Origin of the sequence: Roseateles microcysteis, from assembly GCF_036880965.1 — a bacterium.
Lineage (GTDB): Bacteria > Pseudomonadota > Gammaproteobacteria > Burkholderiales > Burkholderiaceae_C > JAUASW01.
Genome location: NZ_JBAJMV010000006.1, coordinates 222,210 through 239,992 on the forward strand (window position 1 = coordinate 222,210; position 17,783 = coordinate 239,992).

The 17,783-nt window shown below is 66.3% G+C and carries 14 protein-coding genes; 11 read left to right on the plus strand and 3 right to left on the minus strand.

Annotated elements, in window-relative coordinates; translation table 11 throughout:
• The first annotated feature begins 64 nt into the window (after positions 1–64).
• From V3596_RS17745 to V3596_RS17785, 9 genes are all read left to right on the plus strand, one after another.
• Positions 65–1,105 carry an MBL fold metallo-hydrolase gene (locus tag V3596_RS17745; protein ID WP_395386792.1) on the plus strand — a complete coding sequence of 347 codons (1,041 nt, stop codon included), beginning with the start codon at positions 65–67 and terminating at the stop codon, positions 1,103–1,105.
• 132 nt (positions 1,106–1,237) lie between these two features.
• Positions 1,238–2,371 carry a sensor histidine kinase gene (locus tag V3596_RS17750; protein WP_334279136.1) on the plus strand — a complete coding sequence of 378 codons (1,134 nt, stop codon included), beginning with the start codon at positions 1,238–1,240 and terminating at the stop codon, positions 2,369–2,371.
• Positions 2,368–3,444 (plus strand): histidine kinase, encoded by a 1,077-nt coding sequence (locus V3596_RS17755; protein ID WP_334279137.1) that lies wholly within the window; start codon positions 2,368–2,370, stop codon positions 3,442–3,444. The genes V3596_RS17750 and V3596_RS17755 overlap by 4 nt, the downstream gene beginning before the upstream one ends.
• Before the next feature lie 14 nt (positions 3,445–3,458).
• Positions 3,459–4,229: a LytR/AlgR family response regulator transcription factor gene (locus V3596_RS17760; protein ID WP_334279138.1), complete on the plus strand. Its 771-nt coding sequence runs from the start codon at positions 3,459–3,461 to the stop codon at positions 4,227–4,229.
• Positions 4,230–4,242: 13 nt separating this feature from the next.
• Entirely contained in the window at positions 4,243–4,767 is a 525-nt protein-coding gene (locus V3596_RS17765) for a protein tyrosine phosphatase family protein (protein WP_334279139.1), read from the plus strand.
• A gap of 204 nt (positions 4,768–4,971) precedes the next feature.
• The gene (locus tag V3596_RS17770; RefSeq protein ID WP_334279140.1) at positions 4,972–5,427 is read left to right on the plus strand and encodes a hypothetical protein; all 456 of its coding nucleotides are present in this window, start codon (positions 4,972–4,974) and stop codon (positions 5,425–5,427) included.
• Positions 5,428–5,521: 94 nt separating this feature from the next.
• Positions 5,522–7,726 (plus strand): molybdopterin-dependent oxidoreductase, encoded by a 2,205-nt coding sequence (locus tag V3596_RS17775; RefSeq protein ID WP_334279141.1) that lies wholly within the window; start codon positions 5,522–5,524, stop codon positions 7,724–7,726.
• Between the two features lie 209 nt (positions 7,727–7,935).
• A complete protein-coding gene (locus tag V3596_RS17780; protein WP_334279340.1) occupies positions 7,936–8,142 on the plus strand; it encodes a cold-shock protein in 207 nt (68 codons plus the stop codon).
• A 242-nt stretch (positions 8,143–8,384) separates the two neighbouring features.
• A complete protein-coding gene (locus V3596_RS17785; protein ID WP_334279142.1) occupies positions 8,385–8,555 on the plus strand; it encodes a hypothetical protein in 171 nt (56 codons plus the stop codon).
• 79 nt (positions 8,556–8,634) lie between these two features.
• On the opposite strand, the gene V3596_RS17790 is transcribed toward V3596_RS17785, so the two are convergent.
• The 3 genes from V3596_RS17790 to V3596_RS17800 are packed head-to-tail and all read right to left on the minus strand — an operon-like array spanning position 8,635 to position 14,425.
• Positions 8,635–10,002, minus strand: coding sequence for an efflux transporter outer membrane subunit (locus V3596_RS17790; RefSeq protein ID WP_334279143.1), 1,368 nt, complete (start codon positions 10,000–10,002; stop codon positions 8,635–8,637).
• 1 nt (position 10,003) lies between these two features.
• The gene (locus V3596_RS17795; RefSeq protein ID WP_334279144.1) at positions 10,004–13,153 is read right to left on the minus strand and encodes an efflux RND transporter permease subunit; all 3,150 of its coding nucleotides are present in this window, start codon (positions 13,151–13,153) and stop codon (positions 10,004–10,006) included.
• 21 nt (positions 13,154–13,174) lie between these two features.
• Positions 13,175–14,425 (minus strand): efflux RND transporter periplasmic adaptor subunit, encoded by a 1,251-nt coding sequence (locus V3596_RS17800; RefSeq protein WP_334279145.1) that lies wholly within the window; start codon positions 14,423–14,425, stop codon positions 13,175–13,177.
• A 161-nt stretch (positions 14,426–14,586) separates the two neighbouring features.
• Between V3596_RS17800 and V3596_RS17805 the strand changes: the two genes are divergently transcribed.
• Both V3596_RS17805 and V3596_RS17810 read left to right on the plus strand, forming a co-directional pair.
• On the plus strand, positions 14,587–15,297 hold the full coding sequence (locus V3596_RS17805) for a TetR family transcriptional regulator (RefSeq protein WP_334279146.1): 711 nt from the start codon (positions 14,587–14,589) through the stop codon (positions 15,295–15,297).
• Positions 15,298–15,386: 89 nt separating this feature from the next.
• Positions 15,387–17,729 carry a YgiQ family radical SAM protein gene (locus tag V3596_RS17810; protein ID WP_334279147.1) on the plus strand — a complete coding sequence of 781 codons (2,343 nt, stop codon included), beginning with the start codon at positions 15,387–15,389 and terminating at the stop codon, positions 17,727–17,729.
• Positions 17,730–17,783: the final 54 nt, after the last annotated feature.

Consider the following 17,783-nt stretch of genomic DNA (forward strand, 5'->3'; position numbering starts at 1 on the left):
CTTTTTAGATGTACCCATGAAGCGCCGCCTTCTCGTCGCCCTCCTGACCCTCCTGGTGATCGCCATGACCTTGCTGACCGTCTGCCAAGCCACCGCTCCCTCGTTCGCCGACCACAGCGGCTCGCCGCAGCAGGTCGAAGGGCGCTTTCGCAACGCCGCGCCGCGCCAGGCCATGGGCTGGCGCAAGACGCTCTCGGTGTTCTGGAAATTCATGGTCAACAAGCCCGCCGGCACCCGCCCCGATACGCCGGTGCCGGTGCAGGCGCTGACCCGCGCCGACCTGCTCGCCGCGCCGGACAGCAGCCTCTGGCGCCTGGGCCACTCGACCCTGCTCTTGAAGCTGGACGGCGAGTTCTGGCTGACCGACCCGGTGTTTGCCGAACGCGCCTCGCCAGTTCAGTTCATGGGTCCCAAGCGCTTTCATGCGCCGCCGATCAGCATCGAGGAACTGCCCCCGATCAAGGCCGTGATCCTCTCGCACGACCACTACGACCATCTGGACAAGGCCGCCGTGCTGGCCCTGGCCGGCAAGACCGGGCTGTTCCTCGCGCCCCTGGGTGTGGGCGACCGGCTGATCCATTGGGGCGTGGACAAGGCCCAGGTGCGCCAGCTGGACTGGTGGCAGGAAATCAGGGTTGGCCAGACCCGCTTCATCGCCGCGCCGGCCCAGCATTTCTCGGGCCGAGGCTTGAACGACGGCAACCGCACGCTGTGGGCGTCCTGGGTGATGCTGGGCCGCGAGAGCCGCGTTTTCTTCACCGGCGACACCGGCTACTTCAGCGGCTTCAAGGCCATCGGCGAGCGCTTCGGGCCGTTTGACCTGACCCTGGTGGAAACCGGCGCCTACAACGAGGACTGGGCCGACATCCACATGATGCCGGAGCAGAGCCTGCAGGCACATATCGACCTGCGCGGCCGGCACATGCTTCCCATCCACAACGGCACTTTCGACCTGTCGCTGCACGGCTGGACCGAGCCCTTCGAGCGGATCTCCAAGTTGGCTGCGGACCGCGGCGTGGCCTTGAGCACGCCGCAGATCGGCCAGCGCATCGACATCCAGGCACCGGCGGCCGGCCCGGCGTGGTGGCGCTCAAACCGGGGCTGAAATCGGTATTGAAACGGCGCTTCATGCGGGCTTTCCCGCAGCGAGCCCCAGGGCCAGACCGGCTTCGTCGCCCTGCAGCCGGCTTCGTCGCATGACAGACTGCCCCCTCTTGGGGCACGACACAATGCGCCCATGACTGCTTCCACCGCCTCGCTCCGCTTGAGCGCGCCGCCCAGCCCGGCCGCAGCGTTCCGGGACGTGGTGAACCTGCGCAGCAGCCTGACCGTGCTGGCGATCTGCTTCGTGCATGCGCTGTCCCGGATGTTCTCGATGAGCATCAACGAGTACAGCGCCCTGTGGAGTTGGCTGGCCAGCCTGACCGTGCTGACACGCCAGTCCCTGCTGGCGGGCTTCACGGTGCTGCTGCTGATTGCCGTTGCCGAGGCGCTGCTGGCGAAATGGCGCCTGCGCGGAGTGGCCCGGCTCCTGCTGCAAGGCGTGGCGGTCGCTGCGGGCGCTCTGGGCGGCACCTGGGTTCGCATGCTTGTGTATACCTGGGGCAAGGGCGAGCCGATGCAGGAGCTGGTGTTCAGCTGGTTCGTCTCGGCCTCGGGTCTGTGGTTTGTGCTGGGCTGCATCGGCTATGCCTTGCTGCTGCTTCAGCAGCGCGAGCGAGACACCCGGGCCGAGCTGCAACGCGTGCAGCGCGACCACGAGCAATTGCAGGCCCAGCAGCTCGAGGCCCAGGTCTCGGCGCTGAATGCCCAGATCGAGCCGCACTTTCTCTTCAACACCCTGGCCAATGTGAAGCGCCTGTTCGAGACCAGCCCTGAGCGCGGCCGCGACATGCTGCGCAGCCTGATCGCCTACCTGCGCGCAGCCCTGCCCAATATGCGCCGGCCCGATTCGACGCTGGGCCAGGAGCTCGACCTGGTGGGCAACTACCTGACCATCCTGCAGATGCGCATGGGCGAACGCCTGTCCTTCGGCATCGCCAGCGATGCCGACCTGAGCGACGCAAGGCTGCCGCCCATGGTGCTGCCCACGTTGGTGGAAAACGCGATCAAGCATGGCCTGGCGCCGCTGCCCGAGGGCGGCCGGATCGAGATCCAGGCCCGGCACGAAGGCGAAGACCGCCTGATCGTCGAAGTGCGCGACAACGGCCAGGGCTTCAGTGGCACCGGCGGCAGCGGCGTCGGCCTGGCCAACACGCGGGCCCGACTGGCCGCGCTGTTCGGCGATGAAGCAGTACTGGAGCTCGAGGCCGCCGAGCCGCGTGGCGTCGTCGCCCGGCTGCGCATGCCGATGCAGGGGGGCGCGGCATGATGCGGCAGCTGCTCAATGCCTGGCGCTCGCTGAGCAGTACCGAAGCGCTGCTGATCCTGGGTCTGAGTCTGATGTTCAGCGCCATCGACCTCAGCGACCTGCTTCGCTACGACGCCGGCCATCATTTCTGGGACGTGGTCACGCACCACCTGGTCACCTCGCTGGCGGCCGCCGCCGTGATCATGCTGTGCTGGCTGCCGGCCGACCGCTCCAGCCAGCACTCGCCGCAACGCCCCTGGCGCTTGGCCTTGGCCACCCTCCTGGGGTCGGTAATGGCAGCGCTGACGATCTGGGAGCTGACCTTGCATCTGCCCTGGCCCTCGCTCACCCATCTGGTCGTCGCCAAGGGGAAGAAGCCCATGCCCACAATGGACGCGATGCTGCTGATCTCGTTCACTCTGCAGGTGTTCCTGCCCGCGTCGCTGGTGGTGGCCGCAAGCGAGATGTTGCGCCGCCAGCGCCGCGCCACAGATGACCTGCAGCAGGTGCTGGCCGAGCAGGTGCAATTGCGCCGCCGTGCCATGGCCTCCCGCCTGGCCGCGTTGCAGGCCCAGGTCGAGCCTCAGCTGCTGTTCGACGCGCTGGTCGACATCGAACAGGCCTATGACCGGCAACAAGCCGATGCCGCACTGCGCATGGAACGGCTGATCCGCTACCTGCGCGTGGCACTGCCGCGCCTGCGCGAGACCGGCACCACGCTCGAAGCCGAGGCTGATCTGCTGGACAGCTATCTGGACGTGATGCGCGACCTGCAGCCCCGTGCGCCGCAGCTCGTGCGCCTGTGGCCTGATGGCCTGGGCCTGCACGCGCTGCCGCCGATGCTGCTCCTGCCGCTCCTGCAGCGGGCATTGCTGCGCGCAGGCAAGCATGCACCCAGCACTTGCAAGATCAGCGCACAGCGCCGCGACACAGGTCTGGTCATCACACTGGAGCTGGATGGCCCAGGCCTGTGCGGCGACGTGAACGAGCTGGCCGAACTGAACCAGCGTCTGACGCTGCTGGCGGGCACGCAGGCTCGCATGCTTTGCCGCAGCGACACTGCCAGCACGCTGTTCACGCTGGTACTGCCCTGACCGGAACAAGCACCATGCGAAGCCTGAGCCACCCCACCGCCGTCGTCGCCGAAGACGAAGAAACGCTGCGCCATGAGCTGATCGAACAGCTCGGCAAGCTCTGGCCCGAGCTGACCATCGTCGCCGAAGCGGCCGACGGCGTGCAGGCCTTGCGCATGCTGGACGAGTACCAGCCCGACCTGCTCTTCCTCGACATCGAGATGCCCGGTGCCACCGGCCTCGACGTGGCCCGCCAGGTCGCGGGCCGCAGCCATGTGGTCTTCGTGACCGCCTACGACCAGTACGCCGTGGCCGCTTTCGATCAAGGCGCCGTCGACTACCTGCTCAAGCCTCTGGTGCCGGCGCGCCTGTTCACCGCCATCAGCCGGCTCAAGCAGCGACTGCAGCAGGGCCAGGCACCGGCCGAGCTGGGCGGCGTGCTCGAGCAGCTGGGCAGCCGGCCCGGCGGCAGCCTGCGCGCGCCGCTGCGCTGGATCAATGCCACAGTCGGCCAGGCACTGAAGCTGATCACCGTGGACGAGGTGCTCTACTTCCAGTCGGACAACAAGTACACCCGCGTCGTCACCCGCGAAGGCGAGGCACTGATCCGCAAGCCCTTGAAGGAGCTGGTGGACGAGCTGGACGCGCAACAGTTCTGGCAGATCCACCGCTCGACCCTGGTCAACGCCATGGCCGTGGCGGCGGTGACGCGCGATTTCCGCGGCCGCATGCAGGTCAAGCTCAAGCACCGCGACGAAGCGCTGCTGGTGGCCGAGAGCTACGTGCACTTGTTCAAGCAGATGTGAGGGAGCACGCGCGATGAAGCATGCCAGCAGGGCCTTGCTGACGCTGACCTTGGTCAGCGGACTGGCCGCCGCCGAACCCGAGCCGCCGCCCAATCTGATTGCCATCGACACCAAGCTGGTCACCTCCGGCCAGCCTTCGGCCGCCTGGCTGGCCACGCTCGCGCAGCAAGGCTTCGAGGCCGTGATCTATCTGGCGCCGCCCACGGTCGGCGATGCGGTGCGCGAGGAGCCGCTGATCGTCGGCAAGCAAGGACTGATCTGGGCCAATCTACCGATCCGCTTCGACCGCCCCGCCGACGCCGACTACGAAGCCTTCGCCGCCTTGCTCAAGGGCCTGCGGAACAAGAAGGTGCTGGTGCATTGCCAGGTCAATATGCGTGCCTCGACGCTCACCTTCATCTACCGCGTGCTGGCCGAGAAGGCCGATCCTCAATTGGCCTGGGATGCCGTGTCGAAAGTATGGACGCCGCAAGGTCCCTGGAAGGCCTTGATGCTCGAGCGGCTGCGCAAGAGCGGCGTCAGCTTCGATCCTTTCTGATGCTTCACACGGCGACGAACGCCGGTCGGCGCGGGAGCGCCGCAGTTCAAGCCACAAAGCCGGCGCTTCATCGGCCTGCGCTGTTCTTGCGCAGGGCAGGCTCCTAGATTTGTCCTGCCGGCGTGTGGCAGAGCGCCGTGCATGGCCGGCCACTACTGCTGTTATTCATCGACAAGCACTCAGGGCGAAGAACAGGAGCTCACCATGACTTTGGACATCAGCCGGCGCGCCCGGCTTGCAATCGCCGTCGCCCTCGCAGGCCTGGCCACCGGCGCTCTCGCACAAGGCGCGGCCGACCTGCAACGGGTCGAGATCAATGCGCAAAAGGCTGCGGCGGCGCCACGCCTGGATGTACGCGCCAATTGCCCCGGCATCGACGTCGCCTTGCCGCTGGCGCTCGCCAATGTCTGGAAATACGGCCCGGCCACCGGCGTGGTCGACGTGCAGTTCGAGCTGCGCGGCGACGAGGTGCAGGTGCTCAGCACGCGGGGTGGTCCGCGCGACTATCACCCCTCGGTGCGCCGCGCGGTGCGCGGCCTCAATTGCGCCACGGCAGCGGCCGAGCCGCAGCGCTTTGCGTTCCAGATCGTGTTCCGCGATGAGCCTGCCGACCAGCGCTCATCCGGCCGCCAGACGGTGGCCCTGCTGCAGATCCAATGAGGCGCCGGCAGCTGTCGCACCGGTGACCAGCGGCGCGACAGCTTGCGGCTCACAATGGGCCCGAGCCGGCGAGAAGCCAGCGAGGAGCCCGCCGATGTCCAGCCGCACCCACTACCGTATCTGCCCCCTGTGTGAAGCCTGTTGCGGGCTCGAGATCCGCACCGAAGGGCCGCAGGTCGTGAGCATCCGCGGCGCCGAGCACGACGTCTTCAGCCGCGGCTTCATCTGCCCCAAGGGCGCTTCGCTGAAAGACCTGCACGAAGACCCCGACCGGCTGCGCACGCCGCTGATCAAGCGCGACGGGCAGTTCGTCGAGGCGACCTGGGATGAGGCTTTTGCCGAGATCGAACGCCGCCTGCTGCCTGTCTTGCGCGAGCATGGGCCCGACTCGGTCGCCGCCGTTGCCGGCAACCCGAGTGCCCACAAGATCAGCCTGCTCGCCTATTTCCCCAGGCTGGTGAAGGCGCTGGGCACGCGCAATATCTTCAGCGCCTCGACGCTGGACCAGATGCCCAAGCAGCTGAGCTCGGGCCTGATGTTCGGCCATTGGCTCTCCATCCCGGTGCCCGACATCGAGCGCTGCGACTGGCTCCTGATACTCGGTGCCAATCCCATGGTGTCCAACGGCAGCCTCTGGACCGTGCCCGACTACCGCGGCAAGGCCAAGGCCATGCGCGCGCGGGGCGGGCGCATCACGGTGATCGACCCGCGTCGCAATGAAACGGCAGCCGCGGCCGACGAGCATGTGTTCATCAAGCCGGGTGGCGATGTGTTCCTGCTGCTGGGCATGGTGAACACGCTTTTCTCCGAAGGCCTTGTCAGGCCGGGCCGCCTGGCCGAGCATCTGAACGGGCTGGAAGCACTGCGCGCCGCAGTTCAGGGCTTCACGCCCGAGAAGATGGCATCTGGCTGCGGCATCGCCGCGGACATTCAGCGACGCCTTGCCCGCGAACTGGCGGCGGCCAAGGCCGGCGCTGTCTATGGCCGCATCGGCACCTGCACACAGCGCCATGGCACGCTCAACAGCTGGCTGGTCGACGTGCTCAATGTCCTGAGTGGCCACCTCGATGCGCCTGGCGGCATGATGTTTCCGAAGGCCGCGGCCTTTGCGGCCAACACCGCCGGCAAGCCCGGCAGCGGCAAGGGCGTGAGCACGGGCCGGCGCCACAGCCGTGTCTCGGGTGCGCCCGAGGTGTTTGGCGAGTTTCCGATCACCTTGCTGGCCGAAGAAATCGAAAGCGCCGGAGAAGGCCAGGTGCGGGCCTTGATCAGCCTCGCCGCCAACCCTGTGCTGTCGGCGCCGAACGGCGCGCGGCTCTCGAGGGCGCTCGACCAGCTCGACTTCATGCTGAGCCTGGACATCTACCTGAACGAGACCAGCCGGCATGCCGACGTGATACTGCCGGGCCTGTCACCGCTGGAGGACATGCACTACGACATGGCCTTCCCGCAGCTGTCCTTCCGCAACCATGCGCGCTTCTCGGAGCCCGTGTTCGAACGCCCTGAAGGCCAGCCCGAGGAATGGGAAACGCTGCTGCGCCTGGCTGCCTTGGTCGAGGGCCGCGGCGTGAATGTCGATGTGAAGGCGCTGGACGACGCAGCCATCGCTGCTGACGTCAAACGCTTCGCTGGCGATCAGGCAGATGGCGTGATGCGCGCGCTCGGCGAGCAACGCGGTCCGGAACGGCTGATCGACCTCGCGCTGCGCAGTGGCCCCTACGGCGACCGCTTCGGTCTCAAGCCGGAAGGCATCAGCCTCGCCAAGATCAAGGCAGCGCCAGGTGGCATCGATCTCGGTGCCTTGCAGCCGCGCATCCCCGAACTTTTGCGCACGCCATCAGGCCGGATCGAGCTCGCGCCGCCATTGCTGCTCGACGAGCTGGCACAGCTCACCATGCCTGAAGCCAGCGATGGCCTGCTCTTGATAGGCCGGCGCGACATGCGCTCGGGCAACAGCTGGATGCACAACCTGCCGGTGCTTGCCAAAGGGCCGCAGCGCTGCACCTTGCTGATTCATCCGGACGAAGCCGCCAAGCGGCATCTCACTGACGGCACGATGGCCAGGCTCACGACCGCCACCGGCAGCATCGTCGTGCCGGTGAGCCTCTGCACCGACATGGGGCCGGGCGTGGTCAGCCTGCCGCACGGCTGGGGCCATGACCTGCCCGGCGCCCGCCTGCAACTGGCCGCACAGCGCCCCGGCGCCAACATGAACGAGCTGCTGGCCGAAGGCCTGCGCGACCCGCTGTCGGGCAATGCGGTACTTTCTGGCGTGCCGGTGGAGGTCTGTGCCATCTAGGGGCATTGCGGCTGTGGTACATTCGCGTCCATAGAACCACACGAGACCGTTTCTTCAAGGTCTTCACACTGCAGCCCCGCATGTTTTACGCGAGCGGCTCGCTTCAGTTTCAACTCCCCGTTTGACTGCTCTTGAGTGTTTCTGTCTCCGTACGCCGTTGTGGCCGCGGAGTGTTTATCTACATTTGTTTCAAGGAACACATCATGACGATCCAAACTGGCACCGTGAAATGGTTTGACGACGGCAAGGGCTTCGGCTTCATCACCCCCGCTGATGGCGGCAAGGACTTGTTCGCTCACCACAGCGAAATCAAGAACGGTGGCGGCTTCCGCACCCTGGCTGAAAACCAGCAAGTCGAGTTCGAAGTCAAGCAAGGCCCCAAGGGTCTGCAAGCTGCGAACATCAAGGGCCTGTAAATAGGCCTGGGTGGCGCGGGAGCGCCACCTGCCTTCACGGGCGAAAAAATCGGCAGCGTCCTGGTGACGCTGCCCCACCCGGCTCTCCTCTTTTGCCGGGCTTGCTGCGAATCTGAAAGCGCAGATCTACAAAAAGCAATACCGCGCCAAGACGGATATCCAGTTCCTTCTCAAGGCGCACACCTCAAGGAAAAACAATGCACAACAAGAGCATTGAGGTGGGGCGTTACCTTGTCTCACCGATGACCAAGCCTCTCACCGATGGTGGTTTCACCGCCGCGGTGTCGATCCGATCCGGCAACGGCCAAGCCAGCCACGACCGCGTCATGCGTTTCGTGCCGCGCTTCGAAAGCCCTCGCGCCGCCCTGCGATACGCAGTGCGCGAAGGCCAGGCCTGGGCCCTGGCCCACTGATCACGACGGATCTTTCTCTCCATAAAAATAAAGCGCCTGCTAAGAGGCGCTTTTTGCTTTTGGGCGTGTGTTTGCGAGGTCAGGGCTTGCCCGCCCCGCCACCCAGCGCCTTGTATAGCTGCACGCTGTTGAGCGCTCGTGCCAGTCGCACCTGCACCAGCGCCTGGCGAGCCGCGAAGCTGGCGCGCTGGGCATCGAGCAACTCGAAGCTGCTCGACGCGCCATTGGCAAAGCGCAGCTCCACCAGCTTCAGGCGCTGCTGCTCAGCTTCGGTCTGCTGGGTTTGCGCTTGCAGCTGGGCGTCCAGGGTCATGCTGCCCGCCAGGGCATCGGCCACCTCGCGGAAGGCGACCTGCACGGCCTTCTCGTACTGGGCCACGGCAATGCCTTGCGCCGCCCGGGCCGATGCCAGATTGGCCTGGTTCCGGCCGGCATCGAAGATCGGCATCAGCACCTGGCCGACAAAGCTCCAGGCGGTGTTGCTGAACAAGTCAGACAGCTGGCTGCTGGCCGTGCCGAGGCTGGTGGTCAACGCGATGCTCGGGAAGAAGGCAGCGCGAGCCGCACCGATATTGGCTTCGGCCGCGCGCAGTTGTGCTTCAGCCTGTAAGACATCCGGACGCAAGGCCAGCACCTCGGAAGGCACGCCAGCTGGCAGCGGAGACAGGCCCTTGAGCTCGCCCATCGCCGGCAGCGCAGCCGGCAAAGGCTGACCGACCAGCAGCACCAGCGCATTCTCGTCCTGCAGGCGCTGACGCTCGGCAGCCGCCAGAGCCACCTGGGCTGCGGCCAAGGCCGACTCGGACCCCGCCAACTCAAGAGCCGAAGCGGCACCCGCGTCGTACTTCTGGCGCATCAGGCGCAGGCTGTCGGCGCGCGTGGCCGCCGTGCTGCGGGCCAGCATCAGTTGCTCATCGTCGGCCTGCAGGGCCAGGTGCGTCGACGCCACAGCGGCAATCAGCGCGATCTGCGCAGCGCGAGCACCTTCAGCTGAAGCCAGGTAGCGCGCCGAGGCGGCATCGCTTTGGTTCTTCACCTTGCCGAACAGATCGAGCTCATAGGCATTGATCTGCAGGCCGGCCTGGTAGGCGCCAGTGATCGTGTCGTCCTTGCCCGGCGTGCGGCTGTTGACGAAGCCGGCCGAGATCGTCGGCCAGCGGTTGGCATCCGACACCCGGGCCAGCGCGCGCGCCTGCTCGACATTGAGCAGCGCCACGCGCAAGTCGCGGTTGTTCTTCAGTGCCAGCTCGATCAGCGCGGCCATGCGAGCGTCGGCCGAGTAGTAGGTCTGCCAGGCCAGCGCTTGCGCGGCGGTGCCGCTGCTGGCGGCAGGCAGCGGCCAGCTCTCGCCCACCGGAGCAGCCGGGCGCTGGTGATCAGGCGCCAGGTTCACGCAGCCGGCCAGGGCCAGGGCCGCGACCAGGGTCAGGATCTTTCTTGTTGTCATTTCAGTGCTCTCCCGGCTTGGCGTCGAGGTCATGCGCATACAGATGGCGTTGGCGTTCACTGCCCTTGAAGATGCGGCGCACCACCAGGAAGAAGACCGGCACGAAGATCACGGCCAGCACCGTCGCGGCGATCATGCCGGACAGTACGCCGGTGCCGATCGCACGCTGGCTCGCCGAGCCGGCGCCTGTGGCGAAGAACAGCGGCGTCACGCCAAGGATGAAGGCGACCGAGGTCATCACGATCGGGCGGAAGCGCAGGTGGCAAGCCTCCAGCGTTGCTTCGATCAGGCTCTTGCCCTGGGCCTGCAGGTCCTTGGCGAACTCGATGATCAGGATCGCGTTCTTGGACGACAAGCCGATGATGGTGATCAGGCCGACCTTCAGGTAGACGTCGTTGGGCATGTCGCGCAGCGTCACGCCAGCCAGCGCGCCGAGCAGGCCCAGCGGCACCACCAGCATCACCGACAGCGGGATCGCCCAGCTCTCGTAGAGCGCGGCCAGGCACAGGAACACGGCCAGCAGCGAGAACAGGAGCAGCACCATGGCCTGCGAACCCGACAGCTTTTCTTCACGCGACAGGCCGGTCCATTCGAAACCGATGCCCGCCGGCAGCTTGGCCACCATGGCTTCAATTTCGGCCATGGCCGCGCCGGTCGAGGCACCGTGGGCCGCATCGCCGGCCAGGCGCATCGCCGGGTAGCCGTTGTAGCGCACGGCCTGCATCTGACCGCTGATCCAGCGCGTGCTGGCGAAGCTTGAGAGCGGCACGCTCTTGCCCTGGTTGTTGGTCACGTTGAGCTTCAAGAGGTCCTGCGGCTGCATGCGGGCGGCCGCATCGGCCTGAACCACCACGCGCTGCAGACGGCCGGCATTCGGAAAGTCGTTCACGTACGACGAACCGAGCTGCGTCGAGATGACCGCGCCGATGTTGTCGTAGCTCACGCCCAGGGCGAAGGCCTTTTCGCGGTCGATGTCGATCTGCAGTTGCGGCGCGTCCTCCAGGCCGTCGGGGCGCATGCCGGTAATCAGCTTGCTCTGCGAAGCCATGCCCATCAGCTGGTTGCGTGCGTTCAGCAAGGCTTCGTGGCCGAGGCCGGCACGGTCCTGCAGGCGAAGCGCAAAGCCGGTGGCCGTGCCCAGTTCAGGAATCGGCGGGGGCGACAGCGGATAGATGAAGGCATCGCGCACCTGCATGAAGGCACCGAAGGCGCGGCCGGCCAGCGCGCTGGCGCTGTGCTCGGGGCCATGGCGCTCCTCCCAGGGCTTCAGGGGCACGAACACCAGGGCGGCGTTCTGGCCCTGGCCCGAGAACGAGAAGCCGATCACGCCGATGACGTTCTCCACTTCAGGCTGCTTGAGCATGAAGTCTTCGACGGCCTTGACGGCGGCCTCGGTGCGGTTGGTCGTCGCACCCGGCGGCAGTTGCACGTTGACGATCAGGTAGCCCTGGTCTTCATTCGGCAGGAAGGACGTGGGCATGCGCATGTAGAGGAAGCCCACGCCAGCGCAGATGGCAGCGTAGATGATCATCATGCGGCCGCTCTTCTTCAGCAGCTTGGCGACCCAGCCTTCGTAGCTCTTGGCCGTGCGCGAGAAGCCCCGGTTGAACCAGCCGAAGAAACCGGTCTTGGCATGCGCGTGGCCGGCCTCGACTTGCTTCAGGAGCGTGGCGCACAGCGCCGGCGTCAGCGTCAGCGCCATCAGCGCGGACAAGAGGATGGCCGAGACCATTGCCATCGAGAACTGGCGGTAGATATTGCCCACCGAGCCGGCGAAGAAGGCCATCGGCACGAACACCGAGACCAGCACCACGGTGATGCCGATGATGGCGCCCGAGATCTGGCCCATGGCCTTGACCGTGGCGTCGCGGGGGGAGAGTCCCTCCTCGCTCATGATGCGCTCGACGTTCTCCACCACCACGATGGCATCGTCCACCACGATACCGATCACCAGCACCATGCCAAACAAGGTCAGCACGTTGATCGAGAAGCCGGCAGCCAGCATCAGGGCAAAGGTGCCCAGCAAGGCGATCGGCACGACCAGGGTCGGAATCAGGGTGTAGCGCCAGTTCTGCAGGAACAGGAACATCACCAGGAACACCAGGATGATGGCCTCGATCAGGGTCTCGACCACTTGCGCGATCGAGACATTGACGAACTTGGACGAGTCGTAGGGCACGGCATAGACCACGCCTTCCGGGAAGTAGCGCTTGAGCTCGGCCATGCGCTCCTTCACGGCCGTGGCCGCTGCCAGCGCGTTGCCCGTGGGCGCCAATTGGATACCGATGCCGGTGGCCGGCTTGCCGTTCAGGCGCGAGTAGCTGCCATAGCCCTGGCCGCCCAGCTCGATGCGGGCGACGTCCTTCAGGCGGACGGTCGAGCCATCCGTGTTGGCACGCACCACGATGTTGGCGAACTGGTCGGCGTTCTCGAGCTGGCCCTTGATGACGACGGTGGCCGACATCGTCTGGCTGCTGATATTGGGCAGGTCGCCGATGGCACCCGCCGGCACCAGCGCGTTCTGCGCGCGGATCGCGGCATTGACCTCGGCCGGGCTCATGTTGAAGCTGAGCATCTTGGCCGGATCCAGCCAGATGCGCATGGCGCGCTCGGTACCGAAAAGCTGGGCCTGGCCGATACCGGGCAGGCGCTGGATTTCGGGAATGATGTTGCGCGAGGCGTAGTCGCCCAGTGCCACCGGGTCGAGCTTGCCGTCGGCGCTGGAGAGCGTCACGAACAGCAGGAAGTTGTTGCGCGCCTTGTCGACGCGGACACCCTGCTGTGTCACCGCTGCCGGCAGGCGCGGCGTGGCGCGGCCGAGGCGGTTCTGGATCTCGACCTGGGCCAGATCGATGTTGGTGCCCGGCTCGAAGGTCACGGTGATCGCACCGGTACCGTTGGCCTGGCTGACCGCCTCGAGATAGGCCAGGCCGGGCGCGCCATTGAGCTCCTGCTCGATGACGGAGATGACGCTTTCGTCCAGGGTCTTGGCCGAGGCGCCGGGATAGACGGTGGAGATCACCAGCGAAGGCGGCGCCACTGTCGGATATTGGGCCACCGGCAACTTGGTGATGGCGACGGCGCCGAACACCAGGATGAACAGGGCCAGCACCCAGGCAAAGACTGGGCGGTCGATGAAGAAACGTGCCATGACGATTCGATCCTTCGCGGCTTAGCGGCTGGCAGCAGTAGGTGCGGCGGGTGCAGCAGGTGCGGCGGGTGCAGCAGGCGCGGAGCCGGCAGGCGACCAAGGCACCGGCTTGACCGGTGCGCCGGGCACGAACATCTTCTGGAAGCCGTCGGCAATCACTTGCTCGCCCGGCTTCAGGCCATCGACCACCAGCCATTGGTTGCCCTGGGCGGCGCTGATCTTGACCTGGCGCGGCGTGGGCTTGCTGTCGGCACCCACCACCAGCACGGTGTCGCCGCTGGCGGCGCGGGTCACGGCCTGCTGTGGCAAGAGGATGCCGGCCGGCACTTCGGCTTGTGAGAGGCGCACGCGCACATACTGGCCGGGCAGGAGGCTGCCGTCGGCGTTCGGCACTTCGGCGCGCAGTTGCACCTGGCCGGAGCTGGCATCGACGCTCAGGTCGGTGAACAGGAGCTTGCCGGGCTTGGCCATCTCGGTGCCGTCGTCCAGCACCACGCGCACTTGCGTCGCGGTGGCGCCGGCACCGCGCACCGAGCCCTTGGCCATGGCGCGGCGCAGTTGCTGCACTTCATTCGCGGACTGGGTGAAGTTCACATAGACGGCCGAGGTCTGCTGGATCAGGGCCAGCTGCGTGGCTTCGGCAGCGCTGACCAACTGGCCTTCGCTCACCAGCGCGCGGCCGATGCGGCCGGAGATCGGTGCGGTGACGTGGGCGTAGTCCACGTTCAGCCGGGCGTTGGTCACGGCGGCCTTGGCGGCCGCGACGTCAGCTTCGGCAGCCTTGGCAGCGGCCACGCTCACCACATATTCCTGCTGGCTGATGGCACGCGCCTCGACCAGGGGCTTGTTGCGATCCGCTTGCGCCGCTGCCTGGTTCAGATTGGCTTGCGCCTTGGCCAGATTGGCTTGAGCGCTCTCAAGCGCGGCCTGATAGGGAGCGGCATCAATCTGGAACAGGGCCTGGCCGGCCTTGACCTCGGCACCTTCGGTGAACAGGCGCTTCAGGACCACGCCATTGACGCGGGCACGGACCTGGGCGGTACGGATCGCCTCGACCCGGCCGGGAAGCTCGGTCTGCAGCGCCACGGGCTGCAGGGCGGTGGTGACAACACCAACCGCCGGCGGCGGCATGCCGCCCGGACCACCCTGCGCCTGGGCATTGCCGCCACCGCAGCCGGTCAGGGCCGCGGCAACCGCGACGACCAGGGGCAGGAGATAGAGGGCCTGCGCGCGCAGGCTGAGGGCTTGTTGGGGAACGCTTCTGGCTTGCATGATGTTCTTGCTGTCCTGAGCTAGGGGCTTCTTGATGACGGTCACGATGACGACGGGCAGGCCTCGCCAGTTTCGACAAGGTCTTGATTCGGGTCTAGGGTTGGCCCGGAGTATATACATACATTCGCGTATGTATGTAAACCCCTTTAGAATGCAGGCCCATGGCACGGAAGACCAAACAGGAAGCGCAGGAAACGCGCGCCAGCATCCTCGATGCGGCGGAGCGCTTGTTCCATGCCCGCGGCGTGGCCAGCACCTCCTTGCAGCACATTGCCGAAGAGGCCCAGGTCACCCGTGGCGCCATCTACTGGCACTTCAAGGACAAGGCCGAGCTCTTCGAAGCCATGATGGACCGCGCCACCATGCCGCTGGAAGAAGGCATGCAGCCCTCGCTCGCCTTTCCGGGAGAAGCCGTGTTGAGCCTCGCCGAGCTGCGCTGGGGCCTGGTCAATGTGTTCTTCTCGGCGATGCACAACGAGCGCACGCGCCGGGTGTTCGAGATCGCCATGACCAAGGTCGAGTACAGCGGCGAGATGCAGGCCTTGCAGGAACGCAAGCTCAGCGCCCACCGCGACTGGCGCGCCCAGAATCGCAGCGCCTTCGAGCAGGCCATCGCGGCGGGGCAATTGCCAGCGGGCACCAACAGCGATGTCGCGGCCATTGCCCTGGTTGCCCTGGTCGACGGCCTGCTGCATCAATGGATTCTGGAGCCCGGCGCCTTCGACCTGGTGGCCGTGGGCCAGGCGTCGGTCGAGGGTTTCCTGACCAGCCTGGCCAAGCGAAGCGGCCCGTTGCTGCCTCCCTTGACAGCGGAAGAGACCGCCCGCCTGGGCCAGCAGGGCCTGTGCCGGCGCAGCGTCGCGTCGAATTAATCACTGGCTGTCCGGACGGCATTGACAGATCCTTGCCCGGGTTTGCCCGAGGTCAAGGACAATAGCGGGTTACGCGAAAGAAGCACGCCGTGTCCGCACATCCCGCCATCCAACCGCCCAAGCCCTCGAAAGCCCTGACCGCCTACCGCCCCTTCTGGGCCAAGCGCTTCGGGCCGGCGCCGTTCCTGCCCATGAGCCGGGCAGAAATGGAGCAACTCGGCTGGGACAGCTGCGACATCATCATCGTCACCGGCGATGCCTATGTGGACCATCCGAGCTTCGGCATGGCCGTGATCGGCCGCACGCTGGAGGCCCAGGGTTTCCGCGTCGGCATCATTGCCCAGCCCGACTGGCAGAGCGCCGAGCCCTTCAAGGCGCTGGGCAAGCCGAATCTGTTCTTCGGTGTCGCCGCCGGCAATATGGATTCGATGATCAACCGCTACACGGCGGACCGCAAGATCCGCAGCGACGACGCCTACACGCCCGGCGGCGAAGGCGGCAAGCGGCCGGATCGGGCGACGCTGGTCTACACGCAGCGCTGCAAGGAAGCTTACGCTTCCGTGCCCATCGTCATCGGCGGCATCGAAGCCTCACTGCGCCGCATCGCGCATTACGACTACTGGCAAGACAAGGTCCGCCGCTCCATCCTCGTGGACGCCAAGGCCGACCTGCTGGTCTACGGCAATGCCGAGCGCGCCATCATCGAGATCGCGCACCGCCTGGCTGCCCGCAAGCCCATCGAGAGCATCACCGATGTTCGCGGCACCGCCTTCATGCGCCGCACCGACGACGCGACCTCGCATGAATGGTTCCAGCTCGACTCGACGACGGTGGACACCCCGGGCCGCATCGACGACCTGATCAGCCCCTACCAGACCATCGAAGAGACGGCAGCCGACCAGGGCGCTTCCTGCTCGAAGAACGAGGCTGGCGACAACACCGGCACCCTGCCTGACGGCTCCAAGCCGATCACCATCCACCGCACCGGCAAGATCGCCCTGCCGCCGCGCGAAAAGACCGTGATCCGCCTGCCCGCGTACGAGCAGGTCAAGAGCGACCCGGTGCTCTACGCCCACGCCAACCGCGTGCTGCATCTCGAGACCAACCCCGGCAACGCCCGCGCGCTGGTACAGAAGCATGGCGACCGCGACCTCTGGATCAACCCGCCGCCGATCCCGCTCTCGACCGACGAGATGGACCACGTCTTCGACCTGCCCTACGCCCGCTCGCCACACCCGAGCTATGCGGACGAAGCCGGCAGCCATGAAGGCGCGACCAAGATCCCGGCCTGGGAAATGATCCGCTTCAGCGTGAACATCATGCGCGGCTGCTTTGGCGGCTGCACCTTCTGCTCGATCACCGAGCATGAAGGCCGCATCATCCAGAGCCGCAGCGAAGACTCCGTGATCCGCGAGATCGAGGAGATGCGCGACAAGGTCAAGGGCTTCACCGGCGTGGTCTCCGACCTCGGCGGCCCGACGGCCAACATGTACCGCATCGGCTGCAAGAGCCCGGAGATCGAGGCCGCCTGCCGCAAGCCGAGCTGTGTCTATCCGGGCATCTGCCCCAATCTCAACACCAACCACGATCCGCTGATCAAGATGTACCGCCGCGCGCGGGCCTTGAAGGGCGTCAAGAAGATCCTGATCGGCTCGGGCCTGCGCTACGACCTGGCGATCAAGAGCCCCGAGTACATCAAGGAGCTGGTCACCCACCACGTGGGCGGCTACCTGAAGATTGCGCCCGAGCACACCGAGGGCGGCCCACTCTCGAAGATGATGAAGCCGGGCATCGGCACCTACGACAAGTTCAAGCAGTTGTTCGAGCAGGCCAGCGAGGCCGCGGGCAAGAAGCAGTACCTGATTCCCTACTTCATCGCCGCACACCCAGGCACCTCGGACGAGGACATGATGAACCTGGCGATCTGGCTCAAGCGCAACGGCTTCCGCGCCGACCAGGTGCAGACCTTCTACCCGAGCCCCATGGCCACGGCCACGGCCATGTACCACTCGAACAAGAACCCCTTGAGGAAAGTCACACGCGACAGCGAGACCGTGGACATCGTCCGCGGCGACCGCCGCCGCCGTCTGCACAAGGCCTTCCTGCGCTATCACGATGCCAACAACTGGCCGCTGCTGCGCGAGGCCTTGAAGGCCATGGGCCGGTCAGACCTGATCGGCAACGGCAAGCACCACCTGATTCCGACCTATCAACCGACGACCGACGGCGCGTACGAGAGCGCGCGCCGCAAGAACTCGACCGTGGCTGGCTCATCGGCCAAGCCCACGGTCGCGAAGGTTCCGGGCAAAGCCTCCATGCAGCCCTCGCGCCCACCGCGCGGCCGCATGCTGACCTCGCACACGGGCCTGCCTCCACGGGAGACGGGCAGCGCCAGCCGCCCCGCAGCCGTACGCGGCAAAAAGTCTCGTTGACTCCGACCGCCGCGCGCCAAGCGTCGCGGCCTGCCTACACCTGTCCCATCAAAG